Origin of the sequence: Nocardia sp. CA-129566 (genome assembly GCF_050956075.1) — a bacterium.
In the GTDB taxonomy this organism is placed as follows: domain Bacteria; phylum Actinomycetota; class Actinomycetes; order Mycobacteriales; family Mycobacteriaceae; genus Nocardia.
Genome location: NZ_CP192085.1, coordinates 1,296,418 through 1,314,164 on the forward strand (window position 1 = coordinate 1,296,418; position 17,747 = coordinate 1,314,164).

The 17,747-nt window shown below is 66.8% G+C and carries 18 protein-coding genes and 1 pseudogene; 7 read left to right on the plus strand and 12 right to left on the minus strand.

Annotated features, from left to right (window positions below; translation table 11 throughout):
• Positions 1-48: 48 nt before the first annotated feature.
• Positions 49-322: pseudogene (locus ACQP0C_RS05845) on the minus strand (monoamine oxidase); the annotation flags it as partial.
• A 68-nt stretch (positions 323-390) separates the two neighbouring features.
• Here ACQP0C_RS05845 and ACQP0C_RS05850 point away from each other — a divergent pair.
• On the plus strand, positions 391-1,260 hold the full coding sequence (locus ACQP0C_RS05850) for an Fpg/Nei family DNA glycosylase (RefSeq protein ID WP_433731264.1): 870 nt from the start codon (positions 391-393) through the stop codon (positions 1,258-1,260).
• 4 nt (positions 1,261-1,264) lie between these two features.
• Here the strand turns inward: ACQP0C_RS05850 and ACQP0C_RS05855 are convergent, their stop codons facing one another.
• From ACQP0C_RS05855 to ACQP0C_RS05870, 4 genes are read right to left on the minus strand one after another with little or no spacing between them, the layout of a single operon-like run.
• On the minus strand, positions 1,265-2,770 hold the full coding sequence (locus tag ACQP0C_RS05855) for a carboxylesterase/lipase family protein (RefSeq protein ID WP_433731266.1): 1,506 nt from the start codon (positions 2,768-2,770) through the stop codon (positions 1,265-1,267).
• Positions 2,771-2,784: 14 nt separating this feature from the next.
• The gene (locus tag ACQP0C_RS05860) at positions 2,785-4,215 is read right to left on the minus strand and encodes a dihydrolipoyl dehydrogenase family protein (protein ID WP_433731268.1); all 1,431 of its coding nucleotides are present in this window, start codon (positions 4,213-4,215) and stop codon (positions 2,785-2,787) included.
• A complete protein-coding gene (locus ACQP0C_RS05865; protein ID WP_433731270.1) occupies positions 4,212-4,457 on the minus strand; it encodes a DUF2630 family protein in 246 nt (81 codons plus the stop codon). Before ACQP0C_RS05865 ends, ACQP0C_RS05860 begins: the two co-directional genes overlap by 4 nt.
• A gap of 49 nt (positions 4,458-4,506) precedes the next feature.
• Entirely contained in the window at positions 4,507-5,163 is a 657-nt protein-coding gene (locus ACQP0C_RS05870) for a TetR/AcrR family transcriptional regulator (RefSeq protein ID WP_433731272.1), read from the minus strand.
• An 82-nt stretch (positions 5,164-5,245) separates the two neighbouring features.
• Between ACQP0C_RS05870 and ACQP0C_RS05875 the strand changes: the two genes are divergently transcribed.
• Positions 5,246-6,367 carry a lipase family protein gene (locus ACQP0C_RS05875; RefSeq protein WP_433731274.1) on the plus strand — a complete coding sequence of 374 codons (1,122 nt, stop codon included), beginning with the start codon at positions 5,246-5,248 and terminating at the stop codon, positions 6,365-6,367.
• Here the strand turns inward: ACQP0C_RS05875 and ACQP0C_RS05880 are convergent.
• Positions 6,326-7,774: a PLP-dependent aminotransferase family protein gene (locus ACQP0C_RS05880; RefSeq protein WP_433731276.1), complete on the minus strand. Its 1,449-nt coding sequence runs from the start codon at positions 7,772-7,774 to the stop codon at positions 6,326-6,328. The two genes, ACQP0C_RS05875 and ACQP0C_RS05880, sit on opposite strands and share 42 nt — an antisense overlap.
• 82 nt (positions 7,775-7,856) lie before the next feature.
• Here ACQP0C_RS05880 and ACQP0C_RS05885 point away from each other — a divergent pair, with 82 nt between their 5' ends.
• Positions 7,857-8,549, plus strand: a complete 693-nt coding sequence (locus ACQP0C_RS05885; RefSeq protein WP_433731278.1) for a pyridoxamine 5'-phosphate oxidase family protein — start codon at positions 7,857-7,859, stop codon at positions 8,547-8,549.
• 78 nt (positions 8,550-8,627) lie between these two features.
• Here ACQP0C_RS05885 and ACQP0C_RS05890 read toward each other — a convergent pair whose 3' ends face one another.
• Both ACQP0C_RS05890 and ACQP0C_RS05895 read right to left on the minus strand, forming a co-directional pair.
• Entirely contained in the window at positions 8,628-8,843 is a 216-nt protein-coding gene (locus tag ACQP0C_RS05890; RefSeq protein ID WP_433731280.1) for a DUF397 domain-containing protein, read from the minus strand.
• Positions 8,840-9,724 carry a helix-turn-helix domain-containing protein gene (locus tag ACQP0C_RS05895; protein WP_433731282.1) on the minus strand — a complete coding sequence of 295 codons (885 nt, stop codon included), beginning with the start codon at positions 9,722-9,724 and terminating at the stop codon, positions 8,840-8,842. The genes ACQP0C_RS05890 and ACQP0C_RS05895 overlap by 4 nt, the downstream gene beginning before the upstream one ends.
• 452 nt (positions 9,725-10,176) lie before the next feature.
• On the opposite strand from ACQP0C_RS05895, the gene ACQP0C_RS05900 reads away from it, so the two are divergent.
• Positions 10,177-10,446: a hypothetical protein gene (locus tag ACQP0C_RS05900; protein ID WP_433731284.1), complete on the plus strand. Its 270-nt coding sequence runs from the start codon at positions 10,177-10,179 to the stop codon at positions 10,444-10,446.
• 403 nt (positions 10,447-10,849) lie between these two features.
• Here the strand turns inward: ACQP0C_RS05900 and ACQP0C_RS05905 are convergent, their stop codons facing one another.
• Both ACQP0C_RS05905 and ACQP0C_RS05910 read right to left on the minus strand, forming a co-directional pair.
• Complete coding sequence (locus tag ACQP0C_RS05905) at positions 10,850-12,559, minus strand: hypothetical protein (RefSeq protein WP_433731286.1); 1,710 nt, start codon at positions 12,557-12,559, stop codon at positions 10,850-10,852.
• Positions 12,510-13,283, minus strand: coding sequence for a crotonase/enoyl-CoA hydratase family protein (locus ACQP0C_RS05910; protein WP_433731288.1), 774 nt, complete (start codon positions 13,281-13,283; stop codon positions 12,510-12,512). The genes ACQP0C_RS05905 and ACQP0C_RS05910 overlap by 50 nt, the downstream gene beginning before the upstream one ends.
• A 54-nt stretch (positions 13,284-13,337) precedes the next feature.
• Here ACQP0C_RS05910 and ACQP0C_RS05915 point away from each other — a divergent pair, with 54 nt between their 5' ends.
• Both ACQP0C_RS05915 and ACQP0C_RS05920 read left to right on the plus strand, forming a co-directional pair.
• Positions 13,338-13,967: a TetR/AcrR family transcriptional regulator gene (locus ACQP0C_RS05915; RefSeq protein ID WP_433731290.1), complete on the plus strand. Its 630-nt coding sequence runs from the start codon at positions 13,338-13,340 to the stop codon at positions 13,965-13,967.
• Positions 13,954-15,573: an acyl-CoA dehydrogenase family protein gene (locus ACQP0C_RS05920; protein WP_433731292.1), complete on the plus strand. Its 1,620-nt coding sequence runs from the start codon at positions 13,954-13,956 to the stop codon at positions 15,571-15,573. Before ACQP0C_RS05915 ends, ACQP0C_RS05920 begins: the two co-directional genes overlap by 14 nt.
• 74 nt (positions 15,574-15,647) lie before the next feature.
• Here the strand turns inward: ACQP0C_RS05920 and ACQP0C_RS05925 are convergent, their stop codons facing one another.
• The gene (locus tag ACQP0C_RS05925; RefSeq protein ID WP_433731294.1) at positions 15,648-16,520 is read right to left on the minus strand and encodes a helix-turn-helix transcriptional regulator; all 873 of its coding nucleotides are present in this window, start codon (positions 16,518-16,520) and stop codon (positions 15,648-15,650) included.
• A 74-nt stretch (positions 16,521-16,594) separates the two neighbouring features.
• Here ACQP0C_RS05925 and ACQP0C_RS05930 point away from each other — a divergent pair, with 74 nt between their 5' ends.
• Entirely contained in the window at positions 16,595-17,272 is a 678-nt protein-coding gene (locus ACQP0C_RS05930; protein ID WP_433731296.1) for a class I SAM-dependent methyltransferase, read from the plus strand.
• Here the strand turns inward: ACQP0C_RS05930 and ACQP0C_RS05935 are convergent.
• Positions 17,269-17,682 carry a nuclear transport factor 2 family protein gene (locus ACQP0C_RS05935; RefSeq protein WP_433731298.1) on the minus strand — a complete coding sequence of 138 codons (414 nt, stop codon included), beginning with the start codon at positions 17,680-17,682 and terminating at the stop codon, positions 17,269-17,271. The genes ACQP0C_RS05930 and ACQP0C_RS05935 overlap by 4 nt on opposite strands.
• Positions 17,683-17,747: the final 65 nt, after the last annotated feature.

Genomic DNA, 17,747 nt, shown 5'->3' on the forward strand with positions numbered 1-17,747 from the left:
AAGCCAGCCGCCGAGCGTTGCTCCGGTAGGGATCGGCCACCGACCCGCGATCGCCGAACCGCTCGACCAGTGCACCGAGTATCGACTTGCGGCGTTCGGCCTCGTCGAGTTGTCCGACCTGCCGCGCGATGGGCCCCGCGACGATGACACAGAGGATCTCGGGTCGCCCGGTATCCGTGCAGGCATCGATGGTGATGGTCGCGGGTGACCCCGGTGCGGCCGACTGCCCGGACAATCCGTCGCGCCGCCACAACGGCTCCTCGTACATGGCGGCAAGCTTGATGATCGAGCCCCTCGGCATCCGCTGATGGAGAAACGATCGACCTGATCTTGTTCCACCGGCGTCCATGAACAGCGCGTATGTCAGTGGGTCCGGGTAGCCTGAGGATCGTGCCCGAACTACCGGAAGTGGAGGCGTTGGCGCAGTTCCTGCGGGAGCACGCGGTCGGCGCCGTGGTCGGGCGTGTCGATGTGGCGGCACTGAGCGCGGTCAAGACCTTCGATCCGCCGGTGACGGCGCTGTCCGGGCGCGATGTGACCGATGCGGGCCGATGGGGGAAATTCCTCGGGATGGATTGCGACGGGCTGTGGTTGATCACGCATCTGTCGCGCGGCGGATGGTTGCGGTGGATCGATGAGCCCAGCCAGACGCCACCCAAACCGGGCGGTAAGAGTCCGCTCGCGCTGCGGGTGCACTTCTTCACCCCCGAAGGCATGACACCCGCATTCGACCTGACCGAGGCCGGTACCAAGAAGCGCCTCGCGGTGTACATCGTCGACGATCCGAAGCTGGTGCCCGGTATCGCGCGCCTAGGCCCGGACGCGCTGGCGGTGACCGAGGACCAGTTCGGCGAAATCCTGCGCGGCGCATCGCAACGCATCAAGACCGCCATGGTGGACCAGGCACTGATCGCGGGCATCGGCAATGCCTACTCCGACGAAATTCTGCACACGGCGAAGATCTCCCCGTTCGCCAACACCAAAACCATGTCGGCGGAAACGATCTCGGCCCTGTACGAGGCCATGCGTTCGGTGCTCACCGACGCGGTCCAGCGATCCGTCGGCCAGGACGCCGCACGCCTCAAGGGGGAGAAGCGTTCCGGCATGCGGGTACACGCCCGCACCGGCCTGCCGTGCCCGGTGTGTGGCGATACCGTTCGCGAGGTCTCCTACGCCGAGCGCTCGTTCCAATACTGCCCCACCTGCCAGACCGGCGGGAAGGTATTGGCCGACCGCCGCATGTCGCGTCTGCTCAAGTAGCGCGTCAGATCAGTGTCGGCACCCGGATTCCTTGCCAGGCAATGCGTTTGGCCCGATCCGGATCGTTCTCCAAGCGGGTGATGTCGTCGATGATCAAGGTGGTGCGCCGGTCTTCGGTATAGGCGGGCCAGGATGGCAGCGGTCGGCCGGTGCGGGCGAACGCGAGCCAGTTGTCCTGGAACTGGTGGGTGACCGATGCCAGTCCACGCCGCCCGCCCGCCGCGGTGATGGCGCGGCCGAACGGGGAGTCGGCGGCGCCGAAGACCGGGATCAGCTCCGTCGCGTGGGTCGCGCCGATACCGGCGAGCCGCAATGCGCGCGGTGCGAAGTCATAGCGGTAGGTATAGGTCGGGGCGTAGCGACTGTGGCCCGCCGCGACGGTGACCGAGGGGCGCCAGAAGACATAATCGCCACCGGCGCGAACGGCGACCCTCGCATCGGGATAGCCGGGATAGGCCGCGATCACCCGGGATTCGAGTTCCGCGCCGCCCGCGCGCGTCAGCAGGGCGTGCATGCGGGACGGAGTGGTCGGCAGTTCATCGGCGAATCTCGCGAACAGCGTGCCCTCATCGCGATTCGTGCCGATGATCAGCGGAACCTGGTGTGCGGCACCGCTGGTGATGGCGTCGATCGGCGACTGTGTCAGGTACTCGCCGTCGACGACCGGCGCGATCGGGAACAGCCCGGGGCGCTCCCGCAACACTTTCCCGCTCGTCTTGTCGACCGCGCGGCGAATATCGTTGGCACCGGCCGTGATCAGCGTCTCGGCCGCGGTATCGGGGGTGGCGCCGAGCGCTTCGACGCACCGGTGGGCGAAGGCGCGCGCATCCTCGGCCGACATACCCCAATCGGCCGGTGGGCTCTGCGCGATGCCGCGATGGAAAAGCCCCTTGGCCGCGGGCGTCGCCAGCAGCGACAGCACCGCATGTGCGCCCGCCGATTCGCCGAAAATGGTGACATTGTTCGGATCTCCGCCGAATGCGGCGATATTGCGCTGCACCCACTCCAGCGCCGCGACCTGGTCGCGCAGCCCGAGATTGGCCTCGAAAGGCCGCTCGGGCGTACCGAATTCACCGAAATCGACATATCCGAACGCACCGAGCCGGTAGTTCAGCGACACCACGATCACATCGCCGCGCACCGCGAGCCGGGCCCCGGAGTACAGGCTCAGCGCCGAGGTGCCGATCAGATAGCCGCCGCCGTGAATGAACACCATGACCGGCCGCGGCGTGGCGGACGGTTCGATCGGTGCGACGACATTCAGTGTCAGGGCGTCTTCACTGGTCGGCTGGTACCGGCGCGGTCCGATCCGCGCACCGGTGCGGTGCTGCATCGCGGCGAATCCGAAGGTGGTCGCCTCGCGCACACCGGTCCACGGCCGCACCGGCTGCGGCGCTCGAAATCGCAGCTCACCCACCGGTGCGGCGGCGTAGGGCAGTGAGCGCCAGCGCAGCACACGGCGGCCGCGGTAACCGCGGACAACTCCGTCGGCGGTCGTGATATCGGACATCTTTCCGATGGTAACTAGGAGCGGCGGGCCTCCAACAGGCGCAACCAGAGCTCGCTCACCGTCGGGTAGGCGGGCACCGCGTGCCACAGTGTGGCCAGCGGCACCTTGCCGACCACGGCGATGGTCGCCGCGTGGATCAGCTCACCGACCTCCGGACCGACGAAGGTGGCGCCGAGCAGCGTGTCGGTCGCGGTATCGATGACGATCTTCGCCCGCCCCGAGTAGCCATCGCGAGCCAGCGCCGATCCGGCGACCGCGATATCGATCTCCACGGTGTCGACCGCGTAGCCCGCTTGACGCGCCGCGGCCTCGGTGCGCCCGACCGAGGCGACCTCCGGCGCGGTGAACACCACCTGCGGCACCTGCCCGTGATCGGCGGTCGCGGCGTAGCGCACATCCGACAGCGCGCGCCCCTCGGCCCGTGCCGCGATGACATCACCGCACACCCTGGCCTGGTATTTGCCCATATGAGTCAGCGCGGCACGATGATTCACATCGCCGACCGCGTACAGCCACTCACCGTCGATGCCGCGCACCGTCAGCCGGTCGTCCACCTCGACATAGCCGTCCGCGAGCCCGACCGCATCCAAGCCGAGTTCCGCCGTCGCCGGTCCGCGCCCGGCGGCGACCAGGATCTCATCGGCCTCGATCTCCGTCTCGCCGATCCGAACGGTGACGGTCCCGCCGTGGATCCACCCCTCGCCGGTGTCCTTCGCCTCGGCGCGCTCCACGCGCGTGGGTTGGGTGCCGAAGCGGATCTGCACACCGGCATCCGACAGCGCCGCGGCCACCCGTTCGCGTGCGAACGGTTCGGCATTACCCAGCAGTGTGTCACCGCGCACCAGCATGGTGATCTCGCTCGCGCCGAGTGCGGCCAGCCAGGTCGCCGCCTCACAGGCGACCACACCGCCGCCGATGATCACCACCCGGCGCGGGACCTCGTGCAGATTGGTGGCATCCCGGGAAATCCATGGCAGCGCGTCGCGCAGTCCGGGGATATCGGGCACCGCGGCCTTGGTCCCGGTGGCCAGCACCACCGCATGCCGGGCGCGCAGCAGTCGTGCGCCGACCTCGACCAGTCGCTCGCCCGCGAGCCGTCCGGTTCCGCGCACCACATCGATACCGTTGTTCGCGGCCCAGTCGACCTGCGAGCTGTCATCGTGCTTGTGGGTGAAGGCGTCGCGCCGTTTCAGCACCGCGTCGACATCGAGTCCGCTCGCCGCGACCCCGGCCATGGCCTCGGCGCCGGAGAGCACATGCGCCGGCCGCAGGAGCGCCTTGCTCGGCATACAGGCCCAATACGAGCATTCACCACCGACCAATTCCCGCTCCACGATCGCGGCGGTGCGCTCGGTACCCGCGATGGCGTAGGCGGCGGCGTTCTCGCCTGCGGGCCCACCGCCGATCACGATGACGTCATATTCGGCGGCCGCATCCGAGGTCACTGCAGGTAGCCCTCGACCTGACGGGCCGGACTCTCCTGTGCGTCCTCGGGTGCGGCGCCCGCCTCGATCCGCGCCCGGCGCTGTCGCAGCAGATCCCAGGCCTGATCGAGCATGACTTCGAGTTCGGCGAGCTGCTGCCGCTCGGACACCGGATCAACCGCACCGGCCGTCGCTCGCGACCGCAAGTCGTGCTCGCGATCGACCAACTTTTTGATACGCGCCAGGATGTCCTGTTCGGTCATGGGGACCATGCTACGACCGCGCCAGTGATTACCCGGCGATCCGAACGGTTCAATGCGGCCCGGTATCGGCCGCCGGCACATCGATTCCTTGCTGCAATGCGGCCACGATGCCGTCCAGGATTTTGTACAGCGCCGCGATCGAATGGTCGGTGCCGAGCATCCAGGTGTCGAGGCCGACGCCGAAGGCGGCGAAGCAGGTGGCGGCGACGAGTTGTGGGCGTAGATCGGTTTCGGGGAGGCCGCAACGTTCCGCGAGGAGCTGGGCGAGGGCGTGCTTGCGGCTCATGGCCCCGGTGAAGTTCTCTTGGCGCAGTTCGGGATTGCTGACCAGCAGGTGGCGGGCGCGGCGCGCGGTATCGGCCTGATGGCGGCGCAGCGCCGCCTCGGATTCGTCGAGCAGTAGGTCCTGGATCGCCGAACGCAGTGCGGTGAGCGCGGATTCGGTGTCCGGTCGACGCTCTAGTGCCGAAAGCAGTTGCGCCATCAGATCTTCCTCGTGCGCGAATATCACGGCCATCTTGGACGGGAAGTGACGGTGGAAGGTGCGCCGGGAAACCTGCACGGCATCGGCGATCTGCTGCACCGTGGTCTGCTCGAAACCCTGCCGCTCGAACAGACGCAGGGCGGTATCGATCAGCTCCCGACGTACCCGGGCCTTCTCCTTCTCGCGCAGACCGCTCTGCTCCATGCGACCTCCAGAATTCATCTGTCTCAAAGTGACACTTTTGAGCTTAGTCCCGCTAAAGTGTCTCAATGAGACAGCAACTCGGAATGAGAGGAAAGTGTCGATGCGTCGCACACTGATCACCCTGGCCACGGCGGCCATCCTGGCCGGACCCGTGGCCGCGACCGCGCAGGCGGATCCGGTGCAACCGGCGCCGGGAACGGTTGTGCGCGACGAGGCGCTGCCATCGGAGCTGTGGCTCGCGGGCACCGGATCCGCGCGCCGACTCACCTACTGGACCAGCGACTCCGACGATCGCCCCGCCCAGTCGACCGGCGCGATCTTCATCCCGGCCGGGACGCCCCCACCCGGCGGCTGGCCGGTGCTCTCATGGGAACACGGGACCGCCGGCGTCGGCGACGATTGCGCCCCGTCGACGGCGGGCCGCTCCGACCGCGACAAGAACTATCTGAACACTTGGCTTCGGCAGGGCTATGCCATCGTCGCCACCGATTACATCGGCCTCGGCACACCCGGTGTGCATGCCTATCTCGATGGCCGTGCCGAGGCGCATGCCGCGATCGATATGGTGCGCGCCGCCCGCGCCGTCGACGATTCGCTCTCGTCGAAATGGGTGGCCATCGGCCAGTCCCAGGGCGGCGGGGCGACCGTGTTCACCGCATCGTTGGCCACGCAGTACGGCCCCGAACTCGACTACCGCGGTGCGGTCGCCACCGGTCCCGCTTCGAATATCGTCGACGCGTCCACGCTGGTCGGTCCGTCCACGCCAGCGATCCAGTCGTCGCACCTGACTGCCTACGCGACGTATGTGATGAATGGCTTGACGGCGGCACGTCCGGACTTCGACATGGACAGTTACCTCACCCCCGTCGGCAAGGAGTTGGTCGACGCGGCCCGGACGCTGTGCTTCACACCCCTGGCCCAACGCGCCGAGGGCATCACCCTGAATCAGCTGTTCTCCCGGCCACTTTCGGAAGGCGACTTCGCCGCTACCGCACGCCCGATAATGGATGTGCCGATGACTGGATACGACCGCCCGCTGTTCCTCGGCCAGGGCACCAATGACACCGACGTGCCCGCGCCGTTGACCGCGAAACTGATCGCCGACCTACAGGCCAACGGCGTCCGGCCCGAGGTGCACATCTACCCCGGCTTGGATCACAACGCGACCGTCGCGGGTTCGCTACCCGACAGCATGCCCTTCGTCGCCCGACTGTTCGGCTGAAATCATTGCCCGGGCCTGCGTAAGGCATTCTCCGGCAATCGGAATGGCGGTGGTCAGCTCGGTCCAGCTCAGCGCGGTGTAGCCGAGTGCGATTCCGAAGGTGTGCGGACCAGCTGCCGTGGTGAGTGGATGGTGTTGTGCCGCAAGGTGGTGGCGGGACAGTCCGTCGAGCGCCACACCGCGCGCTCGCCCCACTGCCACGGCCCGCTGTTCGGCTTCGGCCGAATCCAGTGGCACAACCACGTGTGAACCGGCATCGTCACCGAGTACCTCGAGTCCGCGGCGGCACAGCTCGTCCACGACCAGGGCTCGGCGTGGGGACACCGCACGGCGTATCCGGCGCAGGTGTCGGGCGAGATCGCCGTGACGGGCGAATTCGGCGAGTACTCGCTGCCCAGCGGGGCTCGGGCCGGTACCGGTTCGTTCGCGGTGCGCGATAACGGCTTCGGTGATGTCCGGGGCGGCGACGAGCCAGCCGACACCCAAGGTCGGCGAGAGGATCTTGCTCGTGGTGCCGAGATGGACGACGACGTCCGGGGCCATCGCGGCCAGCAGCGGCAAAGGGGCGGTGTCGTAGCGCAATTCGCCGTCGTAGTCGTCCTCGATGATGAGCAGGCCCGCACGCCTGGCGAATTGGACGAGTTGTACGCGACGCGCCGCCTGCATGCGCGTGCCGAGTGGAAATTGGTGTGCTGGAGTGCAATACACGGCCCTGATGCCGTCGGGCAATCGGTCGACTCGCAGGCCGTCGGCATCGATCGGCACCGGGATCACCCGGACACCGGCCGCGACAAATGCACCTGCGGCACGCTGGTAGCCGGGGTCTTCCATGGCAATGGCGTCGCCGGGACGCAGTAGGGCGGCCGCGAGTTCGCCTACGGCCGAACTGGTTCCGGCCGTCGCGAGCACCACGGTCCTGCTGCCCGCACCGAGCCCCCGGTGGCGCAGCAGGTGTTCGGCGACCGCGGCGTGAAATTCCGGTTCGCCGCTGCGATCCTTGCGGATGATCGGGGAGTTGTCGGCCGCCGCGCGCCAGGCGCGTCGCCAGGCCGCCTGGTCGATGGCTTCGATGCAGGGCGCGCCAGGGCCGAGATCGAGCAGTTCCGGCGGATGCTCGGCGGTGCTGCGGGAACTCGGTCGGGCGGGCGCTTCGGCGGGGGCGGTGGTCAGGAAGGTGCCCGAGCCGCGACGGCTCGCGATCCAGCCCTCGGCGTGCAGTTGGTCGTAGGCCGCGGCGACCACCGTGCGGCTCACACCGAGGCGCTGGGCCAGCGCTCGCGACGAGGGGAGCCGATCATCGGCACGCAGGAGTCCGTTGCTCGCCGCGGCGCGCAGGCCTTGCGCGACTTGAACCGACAATGGCTCGTCAGCATCACGGTCGAGGACCAGTGGCAGCTCATCCAGCATCGCTCACCTCCGGAGATTGGACTGTTGGAATTTGCGCGAATTGGCTATTTCAGAATGCCACTTCTCCCGCCACGCTAGAGGCATGACGAAGTCGATCAGCTCTCGACCACTGCTTTCGCCGACCCCGCGTACCACCCTGACCCGCTCCAAGGAGCGCGGCCGCACCGACCGGGCCGAACTTGATGCCGTTCTCGATGCCGGTCTGGTCTGCCACCTCGGCGTGCTGCTCGGCGACAGCCCGGTGGTGCTCCCGACCGTCTACGGTCGCGATGGCGACACGCTCTACCTGCACGGCTCGACCGGTGCCGGAAACCTGCGGGCGGCGCTGACCGGTGATATCTCCATCGCCGTCACCCTGGTCGACGGCATCGTCTACGCCCGTTCGGCCATGCACTTCTCCGCGAACTTCCGCTCGGCGGTGGTGCGCGGCCGTGCCGTCGAACTCACTGACACCGAGGAGTGCATGCACGCGCTACGAGTGATCGTCGAACACACCGCGCCAGGGGCGTGGGATCGGGTGCGCTGGCCGAACAAAAAGGAAATGGCCGCCACCATGGTGCTCGCCCTCGACCTGACCGAGGCCTCGGTGAAGGTCCGAACCGGCGGTCCGAAGGACGATGCCGCGGACATCGAGACCGGCGGCGTGTGGGCAGGCGTTTTGCCCATCCGCCAGATCTGGGACGCCCCGATCTCCTCGGATGATCTGGAGCCGGGCATCGAGCTGCCGCAGGATGTGCTCGATCGACTCGACATCGCATCGATCACCACATCGTGATCGTTCCGATCACCCCGCGCGGATACGAAAGGGCCCGATCCGAATGGGCGGACCGGGCCTTTTGTTCTCGCGGAGACGCTATGGACGGTTGAACTCGCCGTCGGTCACGCCTGCGGTGAAGGCGTCCCATTCGCCGGGAGTGAAGACAAGTGCTGGGCCAGCCGGATTCTTCGAATCCCGAACCCCGACCATGCCATCACCGAGGAACGCGACCTCCACGCACTCCGAGTTCCCGGCACTGCGGGTGCTCTTGAACCACTTAGCCCCCACCAGGCGGTCTTTCTCCACTGTCACGGATCCCTTCTTGCTACCTGCCGCAGCAGGCTCCTGCTGGCTACCACGTCCAGCGCAGAGTGCTGGATCGTCGCAAACGCCCTACGGTACTTGTCGACGTCCGGCTCTCCTTCAAGGTACGCATCACCGGTGAAGTTCTCGACATAAATCACAGTCGGTTCGGCGACGCCCTTCGTGTCCGGCTTGAAATCGAGGATGACGAACGGGCCTACCGCCATCCCGAGTGGGAAACCTGTCTTGAACGGTAGAACGCGGATCGTAATGTTCGGTTTTGTACCGATGTCGGCAAGGTGGCGCAATTGGGCTGCCATGGTCGCGGTGTCCCCGACCGTCGAGTGCAGCGCCGACTCGTGCAGCACCAGATCGACACCGATCGGGGACTTCTTGCGCGTAATGATGTTCTGGCGCTGCAACTTCAGCGCGATTCGACGATCCTGCTCCTCCTCGGAGTCCTTGGGGAAGTAGATTCGATTGAGTGCGCGGGCATACTCGGCCGTCTGCAACAGACCCGGCACAAGGTCGGGCCGATAGATCCCCATGGCGTGCGCATCTGTTTCCAGACGCATGTACACGTCGAAGTTCTCGCGGATCAGGTCGTCGAAGGTGTTGTACCAAGTCTTCTCGGCGACCTGATGTGCCAGATCGATCATGGCGGCTACCTTGTCCTCGGGGATTTCGAGAACCTCGCCGAGGGCGGTCAGATCGCGGTCCAGTACCTTGCCGGGTTCGCCGCGTTCGAGGCGTGAGTACTTGCTGTGGCTCCACTGCATCTGAATCGCCACCTCCGCCTGCGTAAGTGAGGTGTTCTCCTCGCGTTGCCTGCGGATGAACCGACCCAACTGGCGGCGCGGCAGTGAGGCTCGGGGTGGATCTGCGGTCACATCAGCTCCTCGGCACTCTCGAAATGGCAGTGATCGCCTGCCAGGATGACATCTGTCGTGGGGTTTCTCCTGAGTTTGTGGGATTGTCGGAATGACAGTGCCATTCTGGGTGTGTCGATGGTGTGCTGGAAGCGCGACCGGATAGACGAATCTCCTTCCCTCTCAGGTGTTTTGTTCAGGGGCCGGGCGCACCTCGAGCCATCCATTCACGGAGGTCGGTACATGCTGAGCCGAGAACTTCCAAAGCGAGCCGCGTTTCATGGGCCACAGCGCAGGGTCTACTGCGATGTGCCGATCGAGGTCATCGAGCGCTACCTCGAAGCACTCCGAACGTGGGCACCTCCCGAACACCCGAGCGGCGAGGTGTCCCGTCGCGCCTCGGGTGTGGCGACTCCGATCGTGAGGCAGCGGTGAGGCCGAATCCGTTGCGTACCACGCAGATACCGGCTGGCATGGTCGCCGTGTGGCAGCTGGTCGACCGGGCTGCCCGCATACTGCGTGTTCAGCTCAGCGGCGAGGCGTTCACCGCGTATCGCCTGCCGTCACGAACTCTGCTCCCAGGAGCGCAGCCCGGGACGATCATGTTCGACGATTACCCCGATCTGGTCGACGCCCGCGAACTGCTGCCGCAGCACAGCGACCTGTGGGACGCGGTCCGTGAGGAATCCTGGTCCGCGCTACTGCACATGTCGGACCTCCCTTCCTCGCAGGCGGGGATGTGAACCCGATGTTCGGACTCCGGCCATGGAGTGGCGAAATAGTGCCCTCGGTAAGGGATCTCCTTGCGATATTCCACGAGGACACCATGCGAAGGCTCGATCTGGCCCCGACCGAAAGCGCTCCGAAACTTCACACATCGGACGGCAACGTGATCGAGGTCGGCGAAGACGGTTGGCCCAGCGAGTACTAAGTCAAAGGCGCTACGACCGCACAGAACATTCTCCGCAACCCGAAAGGGAGCACTCGGGTCGGTCCAGTTCGGTGCTGTCCAACCAAATGCGATTCCAAAGGTGTGCCGACACCAGCAGTGGCGCGCGGATGTTGTTGTGCCGGTGGCGCACATCCAGTGACTGCCTCGCAGCTGGTGCCGCTTGTGCGAGGCAGTTACTCGATGTGCGCGGCGACTCACCACAGGGTTATCGGTAGCAAGAGGGCGGTTGTGGTCTCGTGGACCAGGTTGCGCAGGGTCTCGGGTGAGGCGATGCGGTCGGGGTCGAGGCTGACGATGGCGAGGGTGTAGGTGTCGGCGATGCGGCACAGGTAGCCGGATAGGCGGGTGCGGGGGAGATGGTCCGCGGTGAGTCCGGGGTGGATGGCGCGGGCGGCGACGCCGGTGCAGCGGTGTGGGCCGAGGGTGCGCAGGGAGTCGGGGAGGGTTCCGATGTTGGAGCACAGGATGTCTCGTTCACCCGCGCCTCTGGACAGTGCGTAGGCCCAGCGGTCCGGAATCACCTGCAGCAGTTCCTCCGGCATCCCGCCGGGGCTGGACATGCGGCGCTCGTAGGCGATTCGGGATTTCTCGCGGATCGTCGCCGCAGTATCGGCTCGATCGATACTGATCTCGGTCATCGCGAGATCGTTATCGACGCGTGGCTCGTCGCGGGTATCGACCGGAAGGCTGGCACCGATGGTCTCCCGGGGAAATCCACTGGCCCACAGCATCTTCGCGATCAGCGCGATGAAAAGACTATTGGCCGTGCCGCCTTGTGCGGCAGCGGCCAACTCCCAGTCGGCCGCCGAACATTGCAGAATCACGCTGGGCGTCTCCGTCATGCCGTGCTCGGAGGTCGAAACCCCGCATTCGCGAGTCGATACCGCACGTGTGGGCCGTTCCGGGATCCCGCGACGCAGTGCACGAAAAGTGCCGCGCACGACGACCGACCACTGCCGCCACGCATCGGACCAATCCGATTCCGGAGCGCGGACCTCGGCTGCCCGGTCCATCGGGGCGTACCTGCGTGCTTTGCCGGATAGATCCGACTCCCGTACAGCGGATTTCGCTGCGCCAGGCCTCGGCGTCGCCATCGACTCGGTCTCAGTCGATCGTCCCGAAGCGCCGCCCACCGTTGATGCCGTGGCCGAGCCGAAGGCCCCTTCGGGGACCAACGATTGGCGCGTCAGGCTGTCCAACCGGCCTGTCCTGCCGGAGCGATTCCATTCTGGTGCAGCGGTTGTCGCAGCGTCGGCGTTGGGCGTCGCTATCGAGTCGCTCGTATTTGAACCGGCGGACGCGCTTCCAGCCGTTGGCACGATGTCAGAGTGATCTGGTTCTGGTGCAGTGGCTTTCGAGGATGAATGCGTGGTCCGCGCGGCCGGTGCGGTCAAGCTCGTGCCGCCCAGCGCATCGTCCACCGCGAGCACCAGCGCTCTGCCGTCGGCGAGCGCATGCGAACAGCTCAGGGACACAATCGATCCGCCATCGTCCAACGCGGCGGCCGATAGTCGCCAACCGGGACCGTGTTCGGGATCGAGGTCCGCGCCCTGCTGGTCGGCCCAAGTGAGCAGATCCTCGTGAGCGATCGTGCCTTTGGTGAACTCGAGTGGATACGCGCGGCTGTTCGGTCGCCAACTGCGGCGCGCGCCCGGTACGCGCGGCCGAATCACCCTGCGCCCCAACGGACCAACGCGCAACGCCGCGTGCACCTGCCGAAGCAGCGCCGGGTCGACGCGATCGGCAGTACGCCACAACCCCTGTAGCGCGATCGGGGTGCCGAGCCCGCGATGGGTGCGCAGGAAGATCTCGTCGACGACGCTCAGCCGCCCCGTCACCGTCGGGCTCGCCCCCTCAGCTCCGCGCGCCGTGGCGTCCCGCGCCCGCCGCGAATCGCTGGGCACCGTCCAAAGCTCCGTCGGAGAGGGCGCGCAGACCGTGCTGGTACTCGTTGCGCAGGGCGGTCTGCTCGTCCATGCCGTCCTGTTCCAGCAGCGACAGACGGTCCGAGCGCAGACAGGTCTGCGGCAGCGCGGCCAGTTCGGCGGCGAGTTGTTCAGCGGCACTGCGTGCTTCGCCATTCGGCACCACCCGATTGACCAGCCCGATCTGCAGTGCCTCCGTCGCGGCGACGGCGCGGCCGGTGAGCACCATATCCATGGCGCGGCCGGTGCCGATAATGCGCGGCAACCGGATGGTGCCGCCGTCGATCAGCGGGACACCCCAGCGGCGGCAGAACACGCCGAATGTGCTGTCCTGCTCGGCAACTCGCATATCGCACCACAGCGCCAGCTCCAGCCCACCCGCGACCGCATATCCGGATATCGCGGCGATCACCGGCTTGGAAAGCCGCATGCGGGTCGGTCCCATCGGACCGTCGCCGTCCTCGGTAACCTGATTGGAGCGTTCGGTGCCCAACCCCTTCAGGTCCGCGCCCGCGCAGAAGGTGCCGCCCTCGCCCCACAGCACGGCGACCGCCGCGTCCGGGTCGGCATCGAATTCGCGGAATGCGTCGGCGAGGGCCGCGGCGGTCGGGCCGTCGACCGCATTGCGTGCCCCGGGGCGGTGCAGGATCACGGTGGTCACGGGTCCGTTGCGTTCGATTCGCACACTCACGAGCACGACCATACGCCGTCGAGGATGGTCTTGTGTCAAGAAATGAATTTATGGTTCACTTCTTGTATGGCCTACCGCAGAACCCCCGCTGTCCAGGCCCGCCTCGATGCGCAGGCGGGGCTGATCGTGCAGGCCGCGACCAAGGTGCTGTCCCGGGAGGGCTACTCCGGATTGTCCATGGCGGCAGTCGCCGCCGAGGCCGGATTGGCCACCGGAACGGTCTACAAGAACTTCAGCGGCAAGGCCGACCTGGTCAGGGCGGTATTCCGGAAGGTGGTCGCGCACGAGGTGACCGCGGTGGCGACCGCCGCCGCCACCGGAACCGCCGTCGAGCGGGTCAGCGCCGCGGTGGAGACCTTCGCGGGCCGGGCGCTGAAGAATCCGAAACTCGCCTACGTCCTGCTCGTCGAACCCGTCGATGCCGTGGTCGACACCGAGCGCCTGCACTTCCGTCGCGCCTTCGCCGAGGCCTTCGAATCCGCGGTGGCGGACGGGGTTTCGCGCGGCGAACTGCCCGCACAGGACTCCAGGACCAGCGCTGCCGCATTGGTCGGCGCCATCGGCGAGGTCCTGGTCGGCCCGCTGGCCGACGCACCGCACAGCGAATCCGTTGTGCCCGAAGTCATCAGGTTCGCACTACGCGCGCTGGGTGCGCGCGATGAATCCCACTCAGGAGTGTCCGATGCCGACGCATGAAGTCTTCAACCAGGCTCCGAACATCGTGCCCTTCGATGTCTCGAAGAACCCGGCCCTGCTGGAGGGGCTGCGCCGGGAAGGCGCGGGCTGGGCCGAGTCGGAAGTACGTGAACTCGGCACGCTCGCAGGCGGATTCGAAGCGCAGGAGTGGGGTCGTCTCGCCAACGCATACCCGCCGGTCCTGCACACCCACGACCGCTACGGCAACCGCATCGACGAGGTCGAATTCCATCCGTACTGGCACGAACTCATGAAGGTCGCGGTGGCGCACGGACTGCACGGCGCGCCCTGGCTCGACGACCGGCCGGGCGCGCACGCTGCCCGCGCCGCCAAGTTCTACACCTGGGGCGCGGCCGACGCCGGACACATGTGCCCGATCTCGATGACCTACGCCGTGGTGCCCGCGCTGCGCCACAATCAGGAGCTCGCCGCCAAATACGAGCCGCTACTCGGTTCCCGCACTTACGATTTCGGCCTGCGCGAACCGTCGACCAAGGCCGGTCTCGTCGCGGGCATGTCGATGACCGAAAAGCAGGGCGGCTCCGATGTCCGCGCCAACACCACCACCGCGACACCGCAACCCGATGGCAGCTACCGCATCGTCGGTCACAAGTGGTTCACCTCGGCGCCCATGTCGGATATGTTCCTCACCCTGGCCCAGGCCCCCGGCGGCCTGTCCTGTTTCCTGCTGCCGCGCGTCCTGCCCGACGACACCCGCAATCCCATTCGGATCCAGCGGCTCAAGGACAAGCTCGGCAATAAGTCCAATGCCTCCTCGGAGATCGAATACGAGAACGCCACGGGCTGGCTGGTCGGCGCGGAGGGCGCGGGCGTCAAGACCATTATCGAAATGGTCAATATGACTCGCCTGGACTGTGTCATCGGCTCCGCCACCGGCATGCGCATCGGCGCCGTCTACGCCGCCCACCACGCGCGGTACCGAGAAGCGTTCGGGGCCAAGCTGATCGATCAGCCCGCGATGCGCAATGTGCTGGCCGACCTCATTATCGAATCCGACGCCGCGACGACGGTCATGATGCGCCTGGCCGGTGCCACCGACCGGGCGAGCACCGATCCCGCCGAGGCCGCGCTGCGTCGAATCGCCTTGGCGGTCACCAAGTACTGGGTCTGCAAGCGCGCCCCGTCGCATGCGGCCGAGGCCCTGGAATGCTTCGGCGGCAACGGCTATGCCGAGGAATCCGGTATGCCGCGGCTCTATCGCGAGGCTCCGCTCATGTCGATCTGGGAAGGCTCCGGCAATGTGGCCGCCCTGGACGCCTTGCGCGCCATGGGCCGCCAGCCCGAAACCGTGGAGGCATTCTTCAACGAGGTCTCGCTCGCGGCGGGTGCCGACCCCCGGCTCGACGACGCCATCGCCCGGGTCGGCAAGGAACTGTCCGACCTCGACGAGATCGAATATCGCGCCCGCCGCGTCGTCGAACTCATGGCCCTGGTGCTACAGGGCGCGCAGCTGGTCCGTCACGGCCATCCGGCGGTGGCCGACGCCTTCTGCGCCACCCGCCTCGGCGACGACTGGGGCATCGCCTTCGGCACCCTCCCCACCGGCGTCGACACCGCGGCCATCATCGACCGCGCCCTGGTCTAACGGGGGCAAGGCCCGGGGGAGGCAGCGGATGCGTAACCACGTGGGGCCTCCCCATCAGGCGCATGCGACATCGTCTAACCGGACCGGACCGGCGCGGGTCTGTCGCGCCATTGCCGTGGTGACAGACCGTGGTTGCGTCGGAACAGTCGGGTGAAATAGCCCGGATCGGGCAGGCCGACGCGACGGGCGATCTCGCCGACGGGCAGATCGGTATCGGCCAGCAGGCGGCGCGCCTCGGCCATTCGCCGCTCGGTGATCCATGCCTGCACGGTGCGTCCGGTGCGTCGGCGCACCACGGTGGTGAGGTGTCCCGGTGTCATGCCGACCGCGTGCGCGACATCGCGTAGCGATAGCGGTGCGGTATGCCGCTGGTCGATCACCTCGAATACCTCGGCGAGCAGCGGTTCGCCGCTGCGTCGCAGATCACCCACCACATCGGCGGCCAGTCGCGCGAGGTCGATGAGCAGCAGCGTCAGATGTGCGGTCGCGGCCTCGCGGTACCCCTCCTGCCGCTGCGTCAGTTCGGTGTCGATCGCGGCGATCGCGCTGTCCCATAGCGGCCTGCGTGCCGCCGGTACCGACAGCTCCAGCACCCCACCCGAACGTTGGTGCAGGAAGGGGAACAGCAGCGGATGCGCGCGCCAGGCCGGCCAGGGCGTCCGTCCGGCATCGCCGAGCATCGCGGGATCGAAGAACACTCCAACGGCGCCGTCGAACTCACCCACAGTGGCGGCCCTGATCACCTGACCCGCCGCGACCACGTACACCGCACCGGTGGGCCGGACATACACCAGCACCGGAAATTCGTGAATATGCGGACTGCCATTGCCGGGCGCGTGGTGTGCATCGAACCGCATCAGCGATATCGGCGGCGTGACCTGGTCGCTGCGATAGTCGTACACCGGAACGCCGTCGCGGTGCCTGATCACCCGGGTGGCCTCGGTCATGACACCGAAAATAGTCCTAATTCCGCCGACAATCACCCAATTCTTCCGCTCTATCTGCGGGAACCATGAGAACCATGACCAAAGATCATCCACATTCCGTTCTCCATGCCATGGGCAACCGGCACGACTACCTGCCCGCGGCGGGCCGTGACGCACTGTTGCCCGGCTACGATCTGCTCACCCGACTGCTCGGCATGTACAAACTCCACCAAACTCTCGTCGCGCAGGCCGAACTCGCGCCCGGCCAGCGCGTCCTGGAAATCGGCTGCGGCACCGGAAATCTGACGATTCGCGCCAAACGCGCCCAACCCGCCGCCGAGCTGATCGGCTCCGATCCCGATCCGCTCGCACTGGCCCGGGCCGAACGAAAAGCCCACGGGCTGAGCGGAATTCGCTTCGAACGTGCCTATGCCCAGGAATTGCCCTATGCGGAGGGGGAGTTCGATCGGCTGCTGTCGGCGATGATGCTGCACCACCTGGACGCCGACATCAAGAAAGCGGCGCTGGCCGAGGCGCTGCGCGTGCTGCGCCCCGGCGGCAGCCTGCACATTGTCGATGTCGGCGGTGCCGTCACACCGGACGACGGCCTGGTCGCCCGGTTCATGCTGCACAACAAGCACGCGGCCGACAATCTCGGCGACAGCATCCCCCAACTGCTGCGCTCCGTCGGCTTCGACAGTGCCGTGGTCGCCTCCCAGCGCCACCGTCGTCTGGGCCGCGTCACCTTCTACCGCGCGACCCGCCCGATCTAACTGGTGCCAGGCGCGAGCGGTTGAAGTACCCGCTCGACGAGCGCGGTGTCGCAGTGCTCGATCACCTCGGTGAGCCGACCGTCGGCGACCCGGAAAATAAAGCAGTACGTCTGCTCGTACGGCTCACCGCCGGTGGTCATGCCATGGCCGCGCACCTGGGCCACCACACGGTCGTCCTCGGCGATGATGAATTCGGCCGCGCTGCGGTATTCGGTGAACTGGGTCATCAGTGGTCGCAGGAGTTCGTCCAGCACAACGGCCTTCGGTGCCCAGGTGTGCGACCAGGACCAGTTTCCCGGGAAGATCCAGCGGAAGTCGTCGGCCATGGCCTCGGCCATCGCCCGGGTATTGCCCCGGGACATCTCGTCGAAGATCCGCTCGACCAGTTTCTTGTTCTCGGTTGCGCTCATACCTGCGACGCTAGGTAGCCTCGAGGCATGCGACAAGCGAGAGTCCTGCATGGTTGATATGAGCA

Bases quoted from the DNA above. Each gene is read 5' to 3' on its own strand.
- ACQP0C_RS05855 (WP_433731266.1), bottom strand. From the start codon at position 2,770: ATGTCCGATATCACGACCGCCGACGGAGTTGTCCGCGGTTACCGCGGC.
- ACQP0C_RS05865 (WP_433731270.1), bottom strand. From the start codon at position 4,457: ATGACCGAACAGGACATCCTGGCGCGTATCAAAAAGTTGGTCGATCGC.
- ACQP0C_RS05870 (WP_433731272.1), bottom strand. From the start codon at position 5,163: ATGAATTCTGGAGGTCGCATGGAGCAGAGCGGTCTGCGCGAGAAGGAG.
- ACQP0C_RS05875 (WP_433731274.1), top strand. From the start codon at position 5,246: ATGCGTCGCACACTGATCACCCTGGCCACGGCGGCCATCCTGGCCGGA.
- ACQP0C_RS05880 (WP_433731276.1), bottom strand. From the start codon at position 7,774: ATGCTGGATGAGCTGCCACTGGTCCTCGACCGTGATGCTGACGAGCCA.
- ACQP0C_RS05885 (WP_433731278.1), top strand. From the start codon at position 7,857: ATGACGAAGTCGATCAGCTCTCGACCACTGCTTTCGCCGACCCCGCGT.
- ACQP0C_RS05900 (WP_433731284.1), top strand. From the start codon at position 10,177: ATGGTCGCCGTGTGGCAGCTGGTCGACCGGGCTGCCCGCATACTGCGT.
- ACQP0C_RS05910 (WP_433731288.1), bottom strand. From the start codon at position 13,283: ATGGTCGTGCTCGTGAGTGTGCGAATCGAACGCAACGGACCCGTGACC.
- ACQP0C_RS05915 (WP_433731290.1), top strand. From the start codon at position 13,338: ATGGCCTACCGCAGAACCCCCGCTGTCCAGGCCCGCCTCGATGCGCAG.
- ACQP0C_RS05920 (WP_433731292.1), top strand. From the start codon at position 13,954: ATGCCGACGCATGAAGTCTTCAACCAGGCTCCGAACATCGTGCCCTTC.
- ACQP0C_RS05925 (WP_433731294.1), bottom strand. From the start codon at position 16,520: ATGACCGAGGCCACCCGGGTGATCAGGCACCGCGACGGCGTTCCGGTG.
- ACQP0C_RS05930 (WP_433731296.1), top strand. From the start codon at position 16,595: ATGACCAAAGATCATCCACATTCCGTTCTCCATGCCATGGGCAACCGG.
- ACQP0C_RS05935 (WP_433731298.1), bottom strand. From the start codon at position 17,682: ATGAGCGCAACCGAGAACAAGAAACTGGTCGAGCGGATCTTCGACGAG.